This is a genomic window from Burkholderia sp. Bp8992, assembly GCF_003853705.1.
GTDB lineage: Bacteria > Pseudomonadota > Gammaproteobacteria > Burkholderiales > Burkholderiaceae > Burkholderia.
Map to the genome: position 1 here is coordinate 47,420 of NZ_QTQI01000026.1, position 17,652 is coordinate 65,071.

Sequence of the window (17,652 nt, forward strand, 5' to 3'; positions counted from 1 at the left end):
TAGCCCCGGTTTCTGCACTTCCGGTTCGGTAAAGTGCGGTCACGCTCACGATCAATCGAGGATGGCCGCATGAAGACTTACCGTATCGCAACGATTCCCGGCGACGGCATCGGCAAGGAAGTGGTGCCTGCGGCCAAGCAGGTGCTGGCAGCGCTGGCCCGCGGCAGCGACCGCTTTGCCTTCGAGTTCGAGGATTTCGACTGGGGGGCCGATTACTACCGCCAGCACGGCGCGATGATGCCGGCCGACGGCCTGGACGCACTGCGCGGCAAGGACGCGATCCTGTTCGGCTCGGCGGGCGACCCCGGCGTGCCCGACCACGTGACGCTGTGGGGGCTGCGCCTGAAGATCTGCCAGGGCTTCGACCAGTACGCGAACGTGCGCCCGACGCGCATCCTGCCGGGCATCGATGCGCCGCTGAAGCGCTGCGGGCCGAATGACCTGAACTGGGTGATCGTCCGCGAGAACTCCGAAGGCGAATACGCGGGTGTCGGCGGCCGCGTGCACCAGGGCCATCCGATCGAGGCCGCGACCGACGTGTCGATCCTCACGCGCGCCGGCGTCGAACGCATCATGCGCTTCGCGTTCCGCCTCGCGCAGTCGCGTCCGCGCAAGCTGCTGACGGTGATCACGAAGAGCAACGCGCAGCGGCACGCGATGGTGATGTGGGACGAGATCGCGAAGCAGATCGCGCAGGAATTCCCGGACGTGACGTGGGACAAGGAGCTCGTCGATGCGGCGACCGCGCGCATGGTCAACCGCCCGGCGTCGCTCGACACGATCGTCGCGACCAACCTGCATGCGGACATCCTCAGCGATCTCGCCGCCGCGCTCGCCGGCAGCCTCGGCATTGCGCCGACCGGCAACATCGATCCCGAGCGCCGCTATCCGTCGATGTTCGAGCCGATCCACGGCTCCGCGTTCGACATCATGGGCAAGGGGCTCGCGAATCCGGTCGGCACGTTCTGGTCGGTCGTGATGCTGCTCGAGCATCTCGGCGAAACGGATGCAGCCGCGCGCGTGATGCAGGCGATCGAGGCCGTGACGGCAGACCCGTCGCTGCATACGCGCGACCTCGGCGGCAACGCGACGACCGCGCAGGTGACGGCGGCCGTGTGCGAGCGCGTCGCACACGCGGCGGTCGCGGCCTGACGACCGGACGGCAAGCGTCGAACGGCAATCGGCGCCCGCCCGTTCATCGCCCCGGATTTTTCTGCCCGAGACTCGCGCATCCGACGCGAGCCGGGCTCCCGTCGCTCGTCGCCCGTTTCAGCGCGGTGCTGCCGAGCATTCACGGACAGAGCACGGCTCGACCTCGAAGGAGGAGACACATGCAAGCGGATCTGGAAACGCGCGTCGCGCGGAAACTGATGTGGCGCATCATTCCGTTCGTGATGCTGCTTTACTTCGTCAGCTTTCTCGATCGCGTCAACGTCGGCTTCGCCGCGATGACGATGAACAAGGCGATCGGCCTGTCGCCGACTGCGTTCGGGTTCGGCGGCGGCCTGTTCTTCATCGGCTACTTTCTGTTCGAAGTACCGAGCAACCTGATCCTCCATCGCGTCGGCGCGCGCATCTGGATCGCGCGCGTGATGATCACGTGGGGGATCGTGTCGGCCGTGTCCGCATTCGCGGCGGGGCCGACGAGCTTCTACGTGCTGCGCTTCCTGCTCGGCATGGCCGAAGCCGGATTCTTCCCCGGCATCATCCTGTACCTGAGCCTGTGGTTCCCCGCGAAGCAGCGCGCGGTGGCCGCCGCGTGGTTCATGGCGGCCGCGCCGATCTCGACCGCGATCGGTTCGCCGCTGTCGGGCGCGATCATGCAGATGCCGCCGATGTTCGGGCTCGCGGACTGGCAGATGCTGTATATCGTCGAAGCGCTGCCGGCCGTCGTACTCGGCTTCGTCGTACTGAAGTGCCTGACCGATTCGCCGTCGAAGGCCGCGTGGCTGCGTGCCGACGAGCGCGACTGGCTGATCGCGAAGCTGAAGGCCGAGGCCGACGCGCGCCACACGCAAGCGCGGCACACGGCCGGTGCGTGGCAGGCACTGCGCGATCCGCGCGTGCTGGCGCTCGCGCTGATCTACTTCGGCACGTCGGCGGGGCTCTATACGCTCGGACTGTGGGCGCCGCTGATGGTCAAGCAGTTCGGCTTCACCGCGCTGCAGACGGGCTTGCTGACCGGCATCCCGAGCATCGCCGCCGTCGTCGCGATGATCGGGTGGGCGCGGCATTCGGATCGCACCGGCGAGCGCACGTGGCACGTCGTGATCCCGTGCGTGCTCGCATGCATCGGCTTCGTGTTCGCGGGGCAGGCGAGCACCGCGCTGCTGACCGTGCTCGCGCTGGTCGTCGTCAACATCGGGATCAGCGCCGCGAAAGCGCCGTTGTGGGCGATGCCGAGCGCGTTCCTGTCGGGGGCCGGCGCGGCGGCGGGCATCGCGATGATCAACTCGATCGGCAATCTCGGCGGATTCGTCGGGCCGTTCGCGATCGGCTGGCTGAAGCACGCGACAGGCGGGTATGCGGCGGGGCTGTATGTGGTGGCCGGCACGCTCGCGGTGTCGGCGGTTGTCACGCTGATGCTGAGCCGCAAGAGCGCACGGGAAGCAGTCGTGCCGGGGGTGCGGCATCCCTCGTAAGCGCGGCACGTGCGCGGTGCAGGGCAGCCGGACGGACGCGTGGCGCATCCGTCCGGCTTCATGCATCGTGACGCGCGCTCAACTTCAGCTGTGCGTGAGCGTCAGCGCATAGAACTTCACGACGGTGCCGGGCGTCGTCAGCGGCGTGCCGGACACGGCCGTCTGGTCGTAGTCGCCTGCCTTGAAGTAGAAACTCTCGCCGTCGAAGCTCGAATCCATCGTGAAAGTCTTGGTCGTGCCGTTCGCGGTGACGGTGATCGTCGTGCCGCTCAGGCTCATTGCGTAGCTGAACTTCTTGCCGACGCCGACCGTCGTGATCGGCGTGGTCGTCGACTTGCCGCCCTGGTTGGTGCTTTCGAGCAGCAACTGTACGACGCCACCGGACGTGAATTGCAATTCGCACAGCGGCTTGCTCGGGCCGGTGCCCTGGAAGATCTGGCCGATCGTCGTGTGATCGGGCACCTGCGTGACGGCCACCGTCGCATTCAGGCGATTGGTGCCGGACGTCGACCAGATCGCGTTCTCGCGCAGCTCCGTGCGCGGATGCAGCGAGCCGGACGTCGTCCAGCCCTGCGTCGGGTCCATCATCACCATCGCGCCGTCGCTGCCGTCCGTGTAGAAATACGTCGGGTTCACGTAGCCGCCCGCGAGCGACGAACCGCTCACGGTGTCGACCTTGCCGGACGAGCCGGTCGGCAACTGCAGCGTGAACGGCGCAAGGTTGAAGTTCGAGCCGGGCGGGTTAGACGGACTGAGCGCCATCGCAGTGGCCTGCTGGCGTGCGGCCGCGGCCGGGCTGGCCGGGTCGTCACCGCCGCAGGCGGAAAGGAACGCAACGGACAGTACGGCGACGACGCTCGGGATGATCCGGTTCTTCATGATGTCTCTCTCTGATGGTCCGTGGCGGGGCGCCACGTCGTGGATAACGTTTTCCTTTTTAGGCATTCGATCGCCATGCGGGTGATCGGTTGCCTGTAGAAAGCACTCCAAAATACAGAAAGCAGGTATGGCTCGAAGACGGCTGGGAAAATGGGAACGAAAAGCAGGAAATGCTGAAAAATCGTAATGCTTTCGATCGGCTTTCCGCGTGGCCTGGGCAGTCGATCGGAGACGATGCTAGCAAGAAGCCTTGAAAGAGTAAACGTTTTCCTTCCGGGCGTGAAAGCACGGCTGGCTGCAAGGTCGCGGCACGGCAGCGCGTTCGCAACTTGCCATGACTGGCGCGACGGTACAGTGCCGTTGGTGCGTGACGCGGCGTGATGCGAATGCGGAGGGAAAGCGGAAAGGCGGGGAGAGGGGAAGCGGCAGGCCGTGTGCATGATGATGCGCCACACACGACCTGCCCGACCGTGCCGCATCGAGCGATGCGGCACGGCGTCGAGCGAAGCGACTTACTTGTCGTCGCCCTTGATCTGCGGCAGCGCCGACGCCTCACCCGGCGTCAGCAGCCCGACTTGCGAGTACACGCGCAGCTTGTCGCGCGTATCGGTGATGTCGAGGTTGCGCATCGTCAGCTGGCCGATCCGGTCGCGCGGCGAGAACGTCGATGCCACCTTCTCCATCGACAGGCGTTCCGGCTGGTACGTGAGGTTCGGCGACTTCGTGCTCAGGATCGAGTAGTCGTTGCCGCGGCGCAGTTCGATCTTCACTTCGCCGGTGATCGCGCGTGCGACCCAGCGCTGGGCCGTCTCACGCAGCATGATCGCCTGCGGGTCGAACCAGCGGCCCTGGTACAGCAGGCGGCCGAGGCGGCGGCCGTTCTCGCGGTACTGTTCGATCGTGTCTTCGTTGTGGATGCCGGTGACGAGACGCTCGTACGCGATGTACAGCAGCGCGAGGCCCGGGGCTTCGTAGATGCCGCGGCTCTTCGCCTCGATGATCCGGTTCTCGATCTGGTCGCTCATGCCGAGGCCGTGGCGGCCGCCGATGCGGTTCGCTTCCAGCAGCAGCTCGACCTGATCCTTGAACTCGACGCCGTTCAGCGCGACCGGCTGGCCGGCTTCGAAGCGCACCGTCACTTCTTCCGCGGCGATCTTCACGTCGTCGCGCCAGAACGCGACGCCCATGATCGGGTTCACGATCTTGATGCCGCTTTCGAGGCTTTCCAGATCCTTCGCCTCGTGCGTCGCGCCGAGCAGGTTCGAGTCGGTCGAATACGCCTTCTCGGCCGACATCTTGTACGCGAAGCCCGCCTGGTTCATGAACTCCGACATTTCGGCACGGCCGCCGAGCTCGTCGATGAACGTCTGGTCGAGCCACGGCTTGTAGATCTTCAGATCCGGGTTCACGAGCAGGCCGTAGCGGTAGAAGCGCTCGATGTCGTTGCCCTTGTACGTGCTGCCGTCACCCCAGATGTTGACGCCGTCTTCCTTCATCGCGGCGACGAGCATCGTGCCCGTCACGGCGCGGCCGATCGGCGTCGTGTTGAAGTACGTGACGCCGGCCGTCGTGATGTGGAACGCGCCGCTTTGCAGCGCCGCGATGCCTTCGGCGACGAGCTGCGCACGGCAGTCGATCAGGCGGGCGCCGGCTGCGCCGTATTCGATCGCGCGTTTCGGGATCGCGTCGTAATCGTCTTCGTCGGGCTGGCCGAGGTTCGCCGTGTATGCGTACGGGACGGCGCCCTTCAGTTTCATCCAGTGCAGCGCTGCGCTGGTGTCCAGGCCGCCGGAGAAGGCGATGCCGACCTTCTGGCCGGTCGGGAGGCTTTCGAGAATCGTGCTCATAGGAATAACCGTGGATTGAAGCCGGTGGGATCGTATTTCGCGGAATATGCGAGTATCGGCTGTCCGGGAAGTTGGGGCAAGGGCTGATTTTCGCGCGAAATGGTCGTCCGGCCTGTCGCGGCGGGCCTGACGGGCGGTTAACCAGGCGGAGAACGCGATGCGGAAAGGCGCGAAATCGCGGCCGAAACGGGCGTCGACGCGCGCCGTCGCGGGCCGGATTGGCGGGGCCGGATCGGCCGAAACGCACGGCCACCGCTGCCAGGGTGCCGGCCGATCGATTCGAAAGGGATATGAAAGTTTTCGGCTGGAAACCCGGAATCCGTCAGAACCTCAGATATTCCACGACTGCGCGGTATCCAGCAGCTTCTCGCGCAACTGATCGACTTCACCGGCCAGCTTGGCCGTGATCGACACATAGCCGGACAGCTGCGGCGGCGGCGCGTCGTGCAGCGGGTCGACCGGCCGGCGGCGCGGCGCGAGCCGGCTCGGCGTGCCGAACTTGAGCGCGCGGCTCGCGCCGACCAGCGTGTCGCGGATGCGCCGGTTCAAGGTCTTCATCTCGACGCGCATGTATTCGCGGGCCACCACGTCGTCGCGGGCCGGCAGCGCGCTCGACAGGATCTCCAGATAGCCGATGCACAGGCGCAGGCTGCGCTGGATCGCCTCGAGCTGCATCATCGACGTCTCGCATTCCTTCGACACCGACGGCATCAGCGAGCGCAGCTGCACGAGCAGCGCGCTCAGCGCGGCCATTTCCTTCAGGTGCGCGTCGTCGCCGACCTGGCGGTCGCCCGCGAGCCGCGCATGCACGGCCGCGCACGCGCGCAGCGCGTCGGCGAGCTTGTAGCGCCACGAATAGGTCGCATAGAGCGGCAGCGCGAACGAGAACGCCAGCGCGATCGCGATGCCGGCCAGCACGTTCACCGCGCGCCACAGGCCGTCGACGATCTCGTTGTCGCCGTGCCCGGCGACGATCACCATCGTGATCGCCGACAGCAGCGCGATGTAGCCGGCCTTGCCGATCGCGTGATACGCGCAGACGCCGCACCAGACGGCCATCAGCAGGTAGATCGCGAACGGCGCGTGCAGGAACGAGTAGAGGAGGATCAGTCCGAGCCCGGCCAGTGCGCCGATCGACGTGCCGAGCGCGCGCTCGGCCGCCTTCTTGCGGATGTTGCCGTGGTGCTGCAGCCCGCCGACGACGATCAGCACGGTGATCGTCGACCACTCGCCGTGCGGGACGTGCAGGCCGGTGGACAGGGCGATCGACACGAGGACGGCGAGCGCGACGCGCGCCGCGTGGATCAGCTTCGCGTGCCGGTAGCGGCGGTACGGGTCGAGCAGCGGGCGGAGCGCGTTGCGCAGCAGGGGCGGCAGCCGGGTAGGGAGCGGGGTGGTCATGACGGAGCGGGGGTGGCGGGAACGCGCACGGCGGCGTGCGCGGGCAGGCGCCGCGCCGCTTGCGCAGCAGACGTCACGCTAACCGAACACGCGCGGGCTGTCCACGGCGCGGGCGCGCACGGCGCGGGCGCGCGCCCGGCCGCGACGCGGGACATCACGCGTCGGCCGTGGCCGGCGGCGCGTCCAGCACGCGGTTGCGGCCGCCGGACTTCGCGCGGTACAGCGCTTCGTCGGCGCGCCGGAGCAGCGTCGCGGCGTTCAACCGGCCGTCGGCGGCGGTCGCCGTGCCGATGCTGGCCGTGACGCGCCCGTACGGGCTCTTCACGTGCTCGATGCCGAGCCCCGCGATCGCGCGCCGGATGCCTTCGGCAACGGTGACCGCGCCTTGCGCGTCGGTGTCGGGCAGCGTGACGACGAATTCCTCGCCGCCGTAGCGCGCGACGTGGTCGCCGTCGCGGCGCAGGCAGCCCGACGCGGATTGCGCGACGCGGCGCAGCACGTCGTCGCCGGCCGGGTGGCCGTAGTAGTCGTTGAACGCCTTGAAGTGATCGACATCGACGAACAGCACGGACAACGGCCGGCCGCTGCGCGCCGCGCGCTGCGCCTCCTTCGCGAGCACCGTGTCGAACGTGCCGCGGTTGTCGAGGCCCGTCAGCGCATCGGTGCGCGCGAGCCGGTACAGCTTCGATTCGGCGACCTGCCGCCGCTTCAGTTCGCGCGACAGCGCGAGCGAGCCCCACGCGATGAACCCGGTGAACAGGCACATCAGCACGACGGTCCAGACCGTGCGGTGGTGCCACGACGCGTAGATGTCGATCTCGGCCGGCGCGACGTCGACGACCAGCGGCAGGCCGGCGAGATGCTTGTAGACGTAGATGCGCCGGACGCCGTCGATCGCGCCGGTACCGGTCAGCTCGCCGGTGCGGCTGCGCTGCGACTCGATGAACAGCGGCGAGTCGTGCAGGTCGAGGCCGACCACGCGCGTGTCGTACGGCAGCCGCGACACGAGCGTGCCGTTGTCCTCGACGATCGCCGCGCTGCCGTGCCGGCCGACCGCGAGGCCGTCGAGCAGCGCACGGAAGTAGTCGATGCTGAGCGTGCCGACGACGATGCCGCCGAAACTGCCGTCGGACCGCGTGATCCGGCGGCTGAGCGCGATCGTCAGCGCGCCGCCGCGCAGCCGGGAAGCGTACGGCCGGCTGATGTAGAGGCCCTGCGCGAGCCGGTCGCGATGCACGGCGAAATAGTCGCGGTCGGCGAAATTGCCTTGCCGGGCCGGCGACGCAGTCGAATCGATCACGATATTGCCGTGCGGATCCATCACGAAAATCGAGCCGAGATACTCGCCGGTCGCCGCGCGGTCGAACAGCAGCCGGTGGCGCTGGCGCGGCGGCAATGTCATCAGTTCGGGATCGGTAACGCCGTCGACGACGTTTTGCAGCGACAAATCGTAGAGTTCGATATTGCGCGCGATATCGCGTTCGATCAGCAGCATCAGGTTGCGCGCATTTTCGACCGCATGGTCATACGCATCGCGCCGTGCCTCGATTAATAGCGACGCGGAAAGTCCCCAACTGAACATCAGCAGCACGATGCCCGCAACGAGCACGCCGCGGGGCGAAAGAATGCGTGCCACGATCGACGCGGTATGGCGGCGCAGCGTGGCGGGCAGCGGGAGTGACTTCATCCTCGGGCGTGGCGGGGGGCGGATATTCGCGGGGGCTGGCGGTTCCGCGCGGATTATTTCGAATTAATCGGCATTATCTCGCGAATTCGTGATTTTCGCGTACGCATGCAAAACATGCATGCGGAAAGGTCGATTCTAAACGGTTACGCATCATTACCGCATCCAGCGCGGGGGATTTGATTTGAATCGATTATCAGTTTCGGTCTTTTTGTCTGATTAATGGCGTGAAGGCCGGTCGATATTACGCATCGGTGCGGTAATTGGCGGATTGAGACAGGCTTCGCCCGCGCATCGGCCGAAATGAAAAACCGCATGACCTCGAATAATGCACGGTTCTTGTCCCGGCACGCAGTGGCGGCCGCGCCGACGCAGCCAACTCCTTGATTCTGCGAATTCTCTGCACGATGGCGGGCGTGCCGACCTGAGCTGCCCCGTTGGCGAATCAGGTAGAATCCGCGCTTCGCCGCAGGCGCCCGCCGCGCAATGCGTATCGGGGCCGCATCGAATGCATCGCTGGACGCGCACCGCGCTCCGATACCGCATGCGCCGGCTACGGATGCCGGCCCGCTCAACGTTCGTCTGGTTTTATGTCCGCAATTCCGAATTCCGACCAACCCGGTTCGTCCGCGAACCCACCCAAGCTTCATCGCGCGCTGAAGGCGCGCCACCTGACGATGATCGCCATCGGCGGTTCGATCGGCACGGGCCTGTTCGTCGCGTCCGGCGCGTCGATCTCGCAGGCCGGCCCTTGCGGCGCGATGGTCGCGTACATGCTGATCGGCCTGATGGTGTACTTCCTGATGACGAGCCTCGGCGAGATGGCTGCGTTCATGCCGGTGTCGGGTTCGTTCGCGACCTACGGCGCGAAATACGTGGACGAAGGCTTCGGCTTCGCGCTCGGCTGGAACTACTGGTACAACTGGGCCGTGACGATCGCGGTGGAACTCGTCGCCGCGCAGCTCGTGATGCACTACTGGTTTCCGGACGTCCCGGGCGTGTGGTGGAGCGCGGCCTTCCTCGGCGTGATGTTCCTGCTCAACGCGCTCACCGTGCGCGGGTTTGGCGAAGCCGAATACTGGTTCGCGCTGATCAAGGTCGTGACGGTGGTCGCCTTCATCGGCGTCGGCCTGCTGATGATCTTCGGCATTCTGAAGGGCGCGCCGAGCAACGGCTGGGGCAACCTGACGATCGGCGACGCGCCGTTCGCGGGCGGCCTGCCGGCGCTGATGGGCGTGGCGATGATCGCGGGCTTCTCGTTCCAGGGCACCGAGCTGATCGGCGTCGCGGCCGGTGAGTCGGAGAACCCGCGCACGACGATTCCGCGCGCGGTGCGCCAGGTGTTCTGGCGGATCCTGCTGTTCTACGTGTTCGCGATCTTCGTGATCGGCGTGCTGATTCCGTACACCGACCCGAACCTGCTGAAGACGGACGTGACGGACATCGGCGTGAGCCCGTTCACGCTCGTGTTCCGCCACGCGGGCCTCGCGTTCGCGGCCGGCGTGATGAACGCGGTGATCCTGACGGCCGTGCTGTCGGCCGGCAACTCGGGCATGTACGCGTCGACGCGGATGCTCTATACCCTCGCGACCGAGGGTCGCGCACCGAAGATCTTCGCGAAGCTGTCGTCAGGCGGCGTGCCGCGCAACGCGCTGTATGCGACCACCGCCGTCGGCGCGCTGTGCTTCTTCACGTCGCTGTACGGCGACAAGACCGTGTACCTGTGGCTGCTGAACACGTCGGGCATGACGGGCTTCATCGCGTGGCTCGGCATCGCGGTCAGCCATTACCGCTTCCGCAAGGGCTACGTGAAGCAGGGCTACTCGCTCGACCAGCTGCCGTACCAGTCGAAGTGGTTCCCGTTCGGCCCGCTGTTCGCGTTCGTGCTGTGCCTCGTGATCGCGCTCGGCCAGGATTACCAGGCGTTCCTCGCGAACCGGATCGACTGGGCCGGCGTCGCCGCGACCTACGTCGGCATTCCGCTGTTCCTCGTCGTGTGGCTCGGCTTCCGGTTCCTGAAGAAGAGCCGCTTCGTGCGCTACGAAGACATGGAGATCGCGCCGTGGATCGCCGCGAGCCGCGGCGCGCAGCGGCAGCCGGTGGCGAACCGCGAAACCGCGGGCTGACGCGGGCGCGGCAGGCAGCCGCGCGGCGGACGACGAAACGGGAAGCCGCGTGCTTCCCGTTTTTTTTGCCCGGCTTTTGCCTGCACGGGGTCAAAGCCGGTTATATTGCCCGACCCTACCGGGCCACGGCCCGGCCGGCGCGACAGGCGCAGCGCGGATCGGCATCCGGCGTGCGCGGCGCGCGGCGGCCGGCGGAATGCCCGGCGTTTTCATCGTTCCGTCCGGGCCGGCACGGCCCGCGGAGCGCGCAATCCAGAGGAATCCATGAGCGCATCACCCGCCGAGCGGAAGGCCGGACCCGTTTCCATCGTGCGAATCGAAGCCGCGATCAACGCGTGGCGCGAAGTGTACCCGCCGGCGCCGGACGGCGAGGACGGCTACGCGCTGGACGCCGGCAGCAACTGCCTCGCCGAACTGTACGGCACGATGATCTGCTACCAGTTGCCGGACGTGCCGCTCGACTCGCTGAGCCCCGAGCAGCGCGATGCGCTCTACGCGACCGAGGTGTGACGCGCGGTCGTGACGTCATCGTCACACGGCGTCGATGAAGCAACGGGAAGCTCGCGGGCTTCCCGTTTTGCTTCGGGCCGCGCGTGGCGGCGGGCGCCGCCTGCGGTATCGTGACGACATCATCCGGCCGCGGTTGGCGCCGGAGCGCTGTCCGGGAGACATCAAAATGGAGTTGAGACACCTCCGCTACTTCGTCGCGGTGGCCGAAGAGCGGAATTTCACGCGGGCGGCGGAGCGGCTGCATATCGCGCAGCCGCCGCTGAGCCGGCAGATCCAGCAGCTCGAGGAGGCGCTCGGCGTGCCGCTGTTCGAGCGCAACGCGCGGCCGCTGAAGCTGACCGACGCGGGCCGCTTCTTCTATTCGCACGCGGTGCAGCTGCTCGCGCAGACGACCGAGCTCGAATCGATGACGAAGCGCGTCGGCAAGATCGAGCGCAGCATGTCGGTCGGCTTCGTCGGCTCGACGCTGTACGGGATGCTGCCGAAGATCATCCGGCGCTTTCGCAGCGAGTATCCGGCCGTCGAGCTGAGCCTGCACGAGATGTCGACGATGGACCAGATCAAGGCGCTGAAGGAAGGGCGCATCGACGTCGGGTTCGGGCGCATTCGCCACGAGGATCCGAGCGTGCGGCGCGTCGTGCTGCGCGAGGAGCGGATGATCGTCGCGCTGCCGGTCGGCCACGTGCTCGACGCCGCGAAGCCCGTGCTGTCGCTGCACGATCTCGTGAACGACACGCTGATCATCTTCCCGAAGGCGCCGCGCCCGAGCTATGCGGACCAGGTGCTCGCGGCCTTTCACGATCGCGCGTTGCAGCCGCGCAGGATCTACGAGACGCGCGAGTTGCAGATCGCGCTCGGCCTCGTCGCGATGGGCGAGGGCGTGTCGGTCGTGCCGCACAGCGTGTACGGGCTGAAGCGCGACGACATCAGCTACAAGCCGCTCGACGATCCGAATCTCGTGTCGCCGATCATCATGAGCATGCGGATGCTCGACGAATCGGAGGACATCCGCGCGATGCAGGCGCTGATCTACCGGCTGTACGACGAAGCGCAGATGGAGTACCTGCCGCCGCAGCCCGAATGAACGCGCGGGCCGTAGGGGCTTGCTTGACACCGTGTGCGCCGGCCGGTCACCCTGTCCCGATTCGATGCGGCCGCCGGTGTGCGGCCGCTTTCACGCCGCAGGCAGACACATGACCGATATCCTGACCGAGGAGACCGCCGTCGAGACGCCGCAAGGGCGCCTCCATACGAAACGCTGGCGTGCGCGTCCCGCGCGCGACGCGGCAGCGCCCATCGTGCTGCTGCACGATTCGCTCGGCTGCGTCGACCTCTGGCGTGACTTTCCCGAGCAACTCGCGCGGGCCGCGCAGCGCGACGTGATCGCCTACGATCGCCTCGGTTTCGGCCGCTCGGATCGTCATCCGGGAACGCTCGGCACGACGTTCGTGCGCGACGAGGCCGATCATGCGTTCGCTGCGGTGCTCGAGCAACTGGGTGTCGATGCGTTCGTCGCGTTCGGACACAGCGTCGGCGGCGGGATGGCGGTGGGCTGTGCCGCCGCGTATCCCGAGCGCTGCCGCGCGCTCGTGACGGTCGCCGCACAGGCGTTCGTCGAGGATCGCACGCTGGACGGCATTCGCGAGGCGGGGCAGCAGTTCGACGAACCGGGGCAACTCGACCGGCTCGCGCGCTATCACGGCGACAAGGCCGAATGGGTGCTGCGCGCATGGGTCGACACGTGGCTGTCGCCGGCATTCCGCGACTGGAATCTCGACGACGACCTGCCGCGCGTGCAGTGCGCGACGCTCGCGATTCACGGCGAAGACGACGAGTACGGGTCCGACGTGCATCCGAAGCGGATCGCCGCACGCGTCGCGGGGCCGTCGTCGTTCCTGCTGCTCGCACGATGCGGACACATGCCGCACCGCGAGCGGACCGGCGACGTGCTGGCCGCCGTCGAGACGTTGCTGCGCGACGCGGGCGCCTGAGCGCCGGACAACCGGCGGGCCGGGCCCGCCGGCCGTCAGAACGACAGCTGGATCGCGAGATCGATCGCAAGCAGTGCGATCGAGCAGCCGATGCCGAGGATCACGTTCGGCAGCCGGTGCTCGAAGTCGCGATTGTCGCGGCGCATCGCGGCGCCGAGCAGGAAGATCGCCTCGACGACGATCTGCAGCCCGACGAACAGCAGCATCAGCAGATACTCGTAACCCATCTGCTTGAACGCGGCGAATTGCATCCCGTGATCGCGGATCCATTGGCCGACGCGCAGCAGTTCGTAGACGAACAGCAGGGCGGGGAACAGGTAACTGATGAAGTAGGTCGGCGCGGTGGCGTGCCGTAGTTCGAGGTGGAAGTGCTGATGCGTGGTGGCCATCACAACCCTCCTTGCAACGCGTGATTGCGGTCGCGACGGCGGCGCGATCGCGTGCGAACGAAGGGATTACCCGATGCACAATGCGCAGCCGTACGACGCCAGCATACTGCTGCGCGGGAAATTTGGCATGCGGTGCGTGCGATCGCCTTAAAAATGTGTGTGTGCCGTGCGACGCCGCGCAGGCGTGCACGCGTCAGCGTTTCGCTTCCGCGCCTTCGACAAACAGCTTCGCAACCGACTGGAACTCCCGTTTCAGCGACAACCCCGGCACGGTCAGCCAGCGCAGCATCGCCGCGAGATACAGGTGATGGAACCAGGTCGCGAGCTGATCGGCCTGCAGCGTGCCGTTCAGTTCGCCGGCCTGCTGCCCGGCGACGATCAGTTGCTGCCACACCAGCGCGATATCGCTGCCGTTCTCTCCGCCGCTTTCCGGTTCGACCGCACCGATGCTCAGGAGCCGGTGCCGCAGGTACGCGAGCAGGTACGCGGGATGCGCCTCGCACCACGCGGCCGACGCGTCGAGCACGCAGCCGATGCGCGATGCGAAGGTCTTGCGCCGTGCGACGTCGCGCTGCAGATGCGCGAGATCGCGCGCGAGCTCGCCTTCGAGCCAGTGCGCGAGCACGGCTTCCTTCGTCGGAAAGTGGTTGTACAGCGTGCGCTTCGCGACATCGGCCTCTGCCGCGATCTGCTCCATCGTGACGGCATCGTAGCCGTGTGCATCGAACAGGCGCGCGCCGGTGGCGGCGAGATGCGCGAGCATCTGGATGCGTTTGCGCGCGCGGCGGCCCGGATCGTCGGTCGGAATCGGCATGGCGGGGATTGACTAAAAATGTACGAATGGCATTAGTATACGACGTGCATTTTTTTGAATCCACCCGTTTCCATCGTGCGAGGAGTCGTGCATGAAGCTTGTCATCGCCACCTACGGCACCGAAGGCGATACGCGTCCGCTCGCGGCGCTCGGCCGCGCGCTGCTGGACGCCGGCCATGAGGTCCGCCTGCTCGCCGACGCGGCCACGCTCGGAGCGGCAGCCGCGCTCGGCGTGCCGTCGGCGCCGTTGTCTGGCGACATCCGCCGCGCGATTGCGCCGGACGGTGCGCTGGCCGATGCGGTGCGCGGGCGCGGCGGCTTCAACGACACGTCGAAGGCGCTCGCGGCGATCGCGAATGCGAACACGGCGGCGTGGATGCGTGAAGTGGCGGACGCGTCGGATGGCTGCGATGCGCTCCTCGTGTCGGGGCTTGCGTCGTTCGTCGGGCTGTCGGTCGCCGAGTATCGCGGTGTGCCGGCGATCGGCACCGGCATGATCCCGATCACGCCGACCGCCGAATTCGCTTCGCCGTTCCTGCCGCCGGGAAAGTTGCCGCGCTGGCTGAATCGTGCGAGCCACCGGTTCGTGAATGCGCTGTTGTGGCAGGCGTTCAGGCAGTCGACGAACGCCGCGCGCGCCGGCGTGTGCGGATTGCCGCCGCGCAAGCACGTGTGGTCCGATCATCCGATGCTGTACGGTGTGTCGCCGGCGCTGCTGTCCGGCCCGGCCGACTGGCCGTCGAATGTGCAGGCATGCGGCCAGTGGCGGATCGATGCGCGTGCGTGGGCGCCGCCGCCCGAATTGTCGGCGTTTCTCGAAGCGGGCGATCCGCCCGTGTACATCGGATTCGGCAGCATGGCCGGCTTCGACCGCGCCGCGATGGTCGACGCGCTGACCCATGCGCTCGCCGGCCGGCGCGCGCTGTTCTATCCGGGCTGGAGCGGTATCGACGCGTCGATGCTGTCCGCGCACGTCCGCATGATCGGCGACACGCCGCACGACTGGCTGTTCCCGCGCGTGGCGATGGCGATTCATCACGGCGGATCGGGCACCACGCATTCGGCTGCACGGGCCGGCATTCCGTCGGTCGTCGTGCCGTTCGCGGGCGATCAGTTCTTCTGGGCGAACCGGTTGCAGCGGCTCGGTGTGGCCGATGCGCCGGTGGTCGGCCGGCGCGTGGAGGCGGCCGCGCTGGCGCGGGCCATCGCGTTTGCCGAGCGGGGCGAGACGAAGGCGCGTGCGACCGAACTCGGCACGCGCATCGCGCAAGAGGACGGTTTGACGCCGGCTGTGCGTGCGATCGAGCGATGGGGGCGAGGCGCGGCACGGTGAACCCGCGCCGCGGCATCAGAAATGCCCGGTGAACCGGTAGCGGCTGCCCGGGTGCCACAGATTGGCGACCGACGCGACCATCGCCTGCGACCACGTGCGCCGATGCAGCAGCAGGCACGGCTCGCGGTCGTCCATCGTCAGGTGGCGGCGCGTTTCGGCGTCGGGCATCGCGGCCTCGATCCGGTATTCGACGCGCTGCAGCGGCGCGACGCGCGTCAGGTACTGGTTCGGCGTCGTCGTCGTGAAGTCCTGCAGCGCATATTCGGGTGCGCAGGCCGGATTGACCCAGCGTTCCTCGAGCTGCACGGGCGTATCGTTCTCGAAATGCAGCACGCGCGAATGAAAGATCGGGCTGCCCGTATCGAGCTGCAGCTCGTCGGCGAGCTTCGCGTCGGCGACGGCCGCGCCGACCTGGAGCACCTGCGCGCGGTAGCCGTGGCCGCGCGCGGCGACTTCGTCCGAGATGCTGCGGATCGCGACCAGCGTCGATTCGTATTTCGGCGAGGCGACATACGTGCCGGAGCCGCGCGTGCGCGTGAGCACCTGTTCGGCCGTCAGTTCGCGCAGCGCGCGGTTGACGGTCATCCGTGCGACGTTGAATTCGCGCGCGAGTTCGTTCTCCGACGGCACCTGGTCGCCTTCCGCCCACTCGCCGGCATGAATGCGGGCGAGGATGAAGTCCTTGATTTCCTGATAGATCGGTGTGGTCATGGGATCGCGATTCGAGAGTCGGCGGCGGCCCGCTGCCGAATGCCGATCCGGCGCGCGCCCGGCGCCGAGTGTACCGGTTTCGCGGGCGAGCGGGCCCGGATTCCCCGCATGATCCCTGTTCGGCCGGCGCGCGTCCATGCGGGATTGCACAGAGCGGCCGGCCTTGGACGGCCGGCGTGCGGTCAGAACCGATGCCGGATGCCGACCGTCGCGACGACCTGCGTGCGGGTCGACGAAGCCGCGAGCCCCGTCACGTTCGCGAACCCGAGCGTCGCGCCCGACGGTACGCCGAACTGGTGCTGGTACACGGTTTCCGCATAGACGTCGGTGCGCTTGCTCAGCGCGTAGCCGGCCATCAGCGTCACCTGGTGCCATTTCGGCCGGTGGCTGCCGGCGGCATCGTCGTAGCGGCCGTCGGTGAACGTGTAGGCGCCCGCGAGCGAGACGGCCGGCGTCAGCGCGTAGCGCGCATTGACCTCGTAGTTGTCGAAGCGCAGCGCATTCAGCGCGCCGGGCAGCGACGACGCGGCCGTGTCGTCGAACATCGAATGCGTCCACAGCGCGCCGACCGTCAGCCGGTCGAACGCATAGCTGCCGCCGGCGCCCATCACGCGCTGGCGCACGGCCGGGAAGTTCGCGCCGTCGTTGGTCGACAGCGCCCCGCCGGCCGTCAGCCCGCCGCGGTTGAGCTGCAGGTACGCGGCGCCGAGGCTGACCGGCCCGTTCGCATACGACACGCCCGCGCTGTACGCGCGGTTGTTCGCGAAGCCGCCGGCCGCGTTGCTGAACCCGTACAGGCCGCCGAACTGCCAGCCGGCGAGCGTCGGGCTCGTGTATTTCACCGCGTTGTCGATGTAGAACGAATCGTCGATGTTGTCGTTGTCGAACGGATGCGCCGCGAGGTTGTTGCCGTCGCCGTTGTTCGCCATCGCGAGCGGGCCGAGGGTGTCGACCACCGAGTCGTACTGGCGGCCGAGCGTCAGTGCGCCGTACTGGTCGCTCTGCAAGCCGACGTACGCGCGGCGGCCGAACATCGTGTTTTTGTAGGACTGCGTGCCGTTGTTCAGGTTGAAGCCGTTCTCGAGGCGGAACAGTGCATGCAGGCCGCCGCCGAGATCCTCGTTGCCGCTCAGGCCGAAGACCGTGTTCGACAGCAGGCCGCTGCCTTGCTGCCATGCGCTTTTGCCCGACTGGTTGTTCGTATAGGCGATACCGGCATCCAGCATCCCGTAGAGCGTGACGCTGCTTTGCGCATGCGCGGCGGCGCCGAAGAAGGCGAGGGAGAGGGTACCGACGACTGCTTTTTTCATTGCGTGTGCTTCCTG

At 67.3% G+C, this 17,652-nt stretch carries 15 protein-coding genes; 7 read left to right on the plus strand and 8 right to left on the minus strand.

All coding sequences use genetic code 11. From position 1 onward, the window contains the following. Nucleotides 1-69: 69 nt before the first annotated feature. Both DIE03_RS30055 and DIE03_RS30060 read left to right on the plus strand, forming a co-directional pair. Nucleotides 70-1,152 carry a tartrate dehydrogenase gene (locus DIE03_RS30055; protein WP_124455857.1) on the plus strand — a complete coding sequence of 361 codons (1,083 nt, stop codon included), beginning with the start codon at nt 70-72 and terminating at the stop codon, nt 1,150-1,152. Between the two features lie 179 nt (nt 1,153-1,331). Continuing rightward, complete coding sequence (locus DIE03_RS30060; RefSeq protein WP_124455858.1) at nt 1,332-2,642, plus strand: MFS transporter; 1,311 nt, start codon at nt 1,332-1,334, stop codon at nt 2,640-2,642. 84 nt (nt 2,643-2,726) lie between these two features. Here the strand turns inward: DIE03_RS30060 and DIE03_RS30065 are convergent, their stop codons facing one another. The 4 genes from DIE03_RS30065 to DIE03_RS30085 all read right to left on the minus strand — a co-directional run bounded on the left by DIE03_RS30065 (nt 2,727) and on the right by DIE03_RS30085 (nt 8,456). Then, nucleotides 2,727-3,521 (minus strand): polysaccharide lyase family 7 protein, encoded by a 795-nt coding sequence (locus DIE03_RS30065; RefSeq protein ID WP_124455859.1) that lies wholly within the window; start codon nt 3,519-3,521, stop codon nt 2,727-2,729. Nucleotides 3,522-4,033: 512 nt separating this feature from the next. Further along, nucleotides 4,034-5,368 (minus strand): argininosuccinate synthase, encoded by a 1,335-nt coding sequence (gene argG / locus DIE03_RS30075; protein ID WP_044848086.1) that lies wholly within the window; start codon nt 5,366-5,368, stop codon nt 4,034-4,036. A 330-nt stretch (nt 5,369-5,698) separates the two neighbouring features. Further along, a complete protein-coding gene (locus DIE03_RS30080; protein ID WP_124455861.1) occupies nt 5,699-6,769 on the minus strand; it encodes an FUSC family protein in 1,071 nt (356 codons plus the stop codon). A 154-nt stretch (nt 6,770-6,923) separates the two neighbouring features. After that, nucleotides 6,924-8,456, minus strand: coding sequence for a sensor domain-containing diguanylate cyclase (locus tag DIE03_RS30085; protein ID WP_124455862.1), 1,533 nt, complete (start codon nt 8,454-8,456; stop codon nt 6,924-6,926). A gap of 587 nt (nt 8,457-9,043) precedes the next feature. On the opposite strand from DIE03_RS30085, the gene DIE03_RS30090 reads away from it, so the two are divergent. From DIE03_RS30090 to DIE03_RS30105, 4 genes are all read left to right on the plus strand, one after another. Continuing rightward, on the plus strand, nt 9,044-10,579 hold the full coding sequence (locus DIE03_RS30090) for an amino acid permease (protein WP_124455863.1): 1,536 nt from the start codon (nt 9,044-9,046) through the stop codon (nt 10,577-10,579). A 264-nt stretch (nt 10,580-10,843) separates the two neighbouring features. Beyond that, nucleotides 10,844-11,089: a DUF3717 domain-containing protein gene (locus DIE03_RS30095; RefSeq protein WP_074804087.1), complete on the plus strand. Its 246-nt coding sequence runs from the start codon at nt 10,844-10,846 to the stop codon at nt 11,087-11,089. A 166-nt stretch (nt 11,090-11,255) separates the two neighbouring features. Then, nucleotides 11,256-12,173, plus strand: coding sequence for a LysR family transcriptional regulator (locus DIE03_RS30100; protein ID WP_124455864.1), 918 nt, complete (start codon nt 11,256-11,258; stop codon nt 12,171-12,173). A 109-nt stretch (nt 12,174-12,282) separates the two neighbouring features. After that, nucleotides 12,283-13,080 carry an alpha/beta fold hydrolase gene (locus tag DIE03_RS30105; RefSeq protein ID WP_124455865.1) on the plus strand — a complete coding sequence of 266 codons (798 nt, stop codon included), beginning with the start codon at nt 12,283-12,285 and terminating at the stop codon, nt 13,078-13,080. 35 nt (nt 13,081-13,115) lie between these two features. Here DIE03_RS30105 and DIE03_RS30110 read toward each other — a convergent pair whose 3' ends face one another. Both DIE03_RS30110 and DIE03_RS30120 read right to left on the minus strand, forming a co-directional pair. After that, nucleotides 13,116-13,469 (minus strand): hypothetical protein, encoded by a 354-nt coding sequence (locus DIE03_RS30110; RefSeq protein ID WP_124455866.1) that lies wholly within the window; start codon nt 13,467-13,469, stop codon nt 13,116-13,118. 193 nt (nt 13,470-13,662) lie between these two features. Continuing rightward, on the minus strand, nt 13,663-14,283 hold the full coding sequence (locus DIE03_RS30120; RefSeq protein WP_124455867.1) for a TetR/AcrR family transcriptional regulator: 621 nt from the start codon (nt 14,281-14,283) through the stop codon (nt 13,663-13,665). A gap of 91 nt (nt 14,284-14,374) precedes the next feature. Between DIE03_RS30120 and DIE03_RS30125 the strand changes: the two genes are divergently transcribed. Then, a complete protein-coding gene (locus DIE03_RS30125; RefSeq protein WP_124455868.1) occupies nt 14,375-15,616 on the plus strand; it encodes a glycosyltransferase in 1,242 nt (413 codons plus the stop codon). A gap of 15 nt (nt 15,617-15,631) precedes the next feature. Here DIE03_RS30125 and hutC read toward each other — a convergent pair whose 3' ends face one another. Next, complete coding sequence (gene hutC, locus DIE03_RS30130; RefSeq protein ID WP_124455869.1) at nt 15,632-16,327, minus strand: histidine utilization repressor; 696 nt, start codon at nt 16,325-16,327, stop codon at nt 15,632-15,634. 182 nt (nt 16,328-16,509) lie between these two features. Further along, nucleotides 16,510-17,637: a porin gene (locus tag DIE03_RS30135; RefSeq protein ID WP_124455870.1), complete on the minus strand. Its 1,128-nt coding sequence runs from the start codon at nt 17,635-17,637 to the stop codon at nt 16,510-16,512. Between the last annotated feature and the right edge of the window lie 15 nt (nt 17,638-17,652).

What these genes read in the sequence shown, in the direction of transcription:
- DIE03_RS30135 (WP_124455870.1), bottom strand. Translation starts at nt 17,637, where the DNA reads ATGAAAAAAGCAGTCGTCGGTACCCTCTCCCTCGCCTTCTTCGGCGCC.
- DIE03_RS30055 (WP_124455857.1), top strand. Translation starts at nt 70, where the DNA reads ATGAAGACTTACCGTATCGCAACGATTCCCGGCGACGGCATCGGCAAG.
- DIE03_RS30065 (WP_124455859.1), bottom strand. Translation starts at nt 3,521, where the DNA reads ATGAAGAACCGGATCATCCCGAGCGTCGTCGCCGTACTGTCCGTTGCG.
- DIE03_RS30085 (WP_124455862.1), bottom strand. Translation starts at nt 8,456, where the DNA reads ATGAAGTCACTCCCGCTGCCCGCCACGCTGCGCCGCCATACCGCGTCG.
- DIE03_RS30105 (WP_124455865.1), top strand. Translation starts at nt 12,283, where the DNA reads ATGACCGATATCCTGACCGAGGAGACCGCCGTCGAGACGCCGCAAGGG.
- DIE03_RS30100 (WP_124455864.1), top strand. Translation starts at nt 11,256, where the DNA reads ATGGAGTTGAGACACCTCCGCTACTTCGTCGCGGTGGCCGAAGAGCGG.
- hutC (WP_124455869.1), bottom strand. Translation starts at nt 16,327, where the DNA reads ATGACCACACCGATCTATCAGGAAATCAAGGACTTCATCCTCGCCCGC.
- DIE03_RS30080 (WP_124455861.1), bottom strand. Translation starts at nt 6,769, where the DNA reads ATGACCACCCCGCTCCCTACCCGGCTGCCGCCCCTGCTGCGCAACGCG.
- DIE03_RS30060 (WP_124455858.1), top strand. Translation starts at nt 1,332, where the DNA reads ATGCAAGCGGATCTGGAAACGCGCGTCGCGCGGAAACTGATGTGGCGC.
- argG (WP_044848086.1), bottom strand. Translation starts at nt 5,368, where the DNA reads ATGAGCACGATTCTCGAAAGCCTCCCGACCGGCCAGAAGGTCGGCATC.
- DIE03_RS30120 (WP_124455867.1), bottom strand. Translation starts at nt 14,283, where the DNA reads ATGCCGATTCCGACCGACGATCCGGGCCGCCGCGCGCGCAAACGCATC.
- DIE03_RS30090 (WP_124455863.1), top strand. Translation starts at nt 9,044, where the DNA reads ATGTCCGCAATTCCGAATTCCGACCAACCCGGTTCGTCCGCGAACCCA.
- DIE03_RS30110 (WP_124455866.1), bottom strand. Translation starts at nt 13,469, where the DNA reads ATGGCCACCACGCATCAGCACTTCCACCTCGAACTACGGCACGCCACC.
- DIE03_RS30125 (WP_124455868.1), top strand. Translation starts at nt 14,375, where the DNA reads ATGAAGCTTGTCATCGCCACCTACGGCACCGAAGGCGATACGCGTCCG.
- DIE03_RS30095 (WP_074804087.1), top strand. Translation starts at nt 10,844, where the DNA reads ATGAGCGCATCACCCGCCGAGCGGAAGGCCGGACCCGTTTCCATCGTG.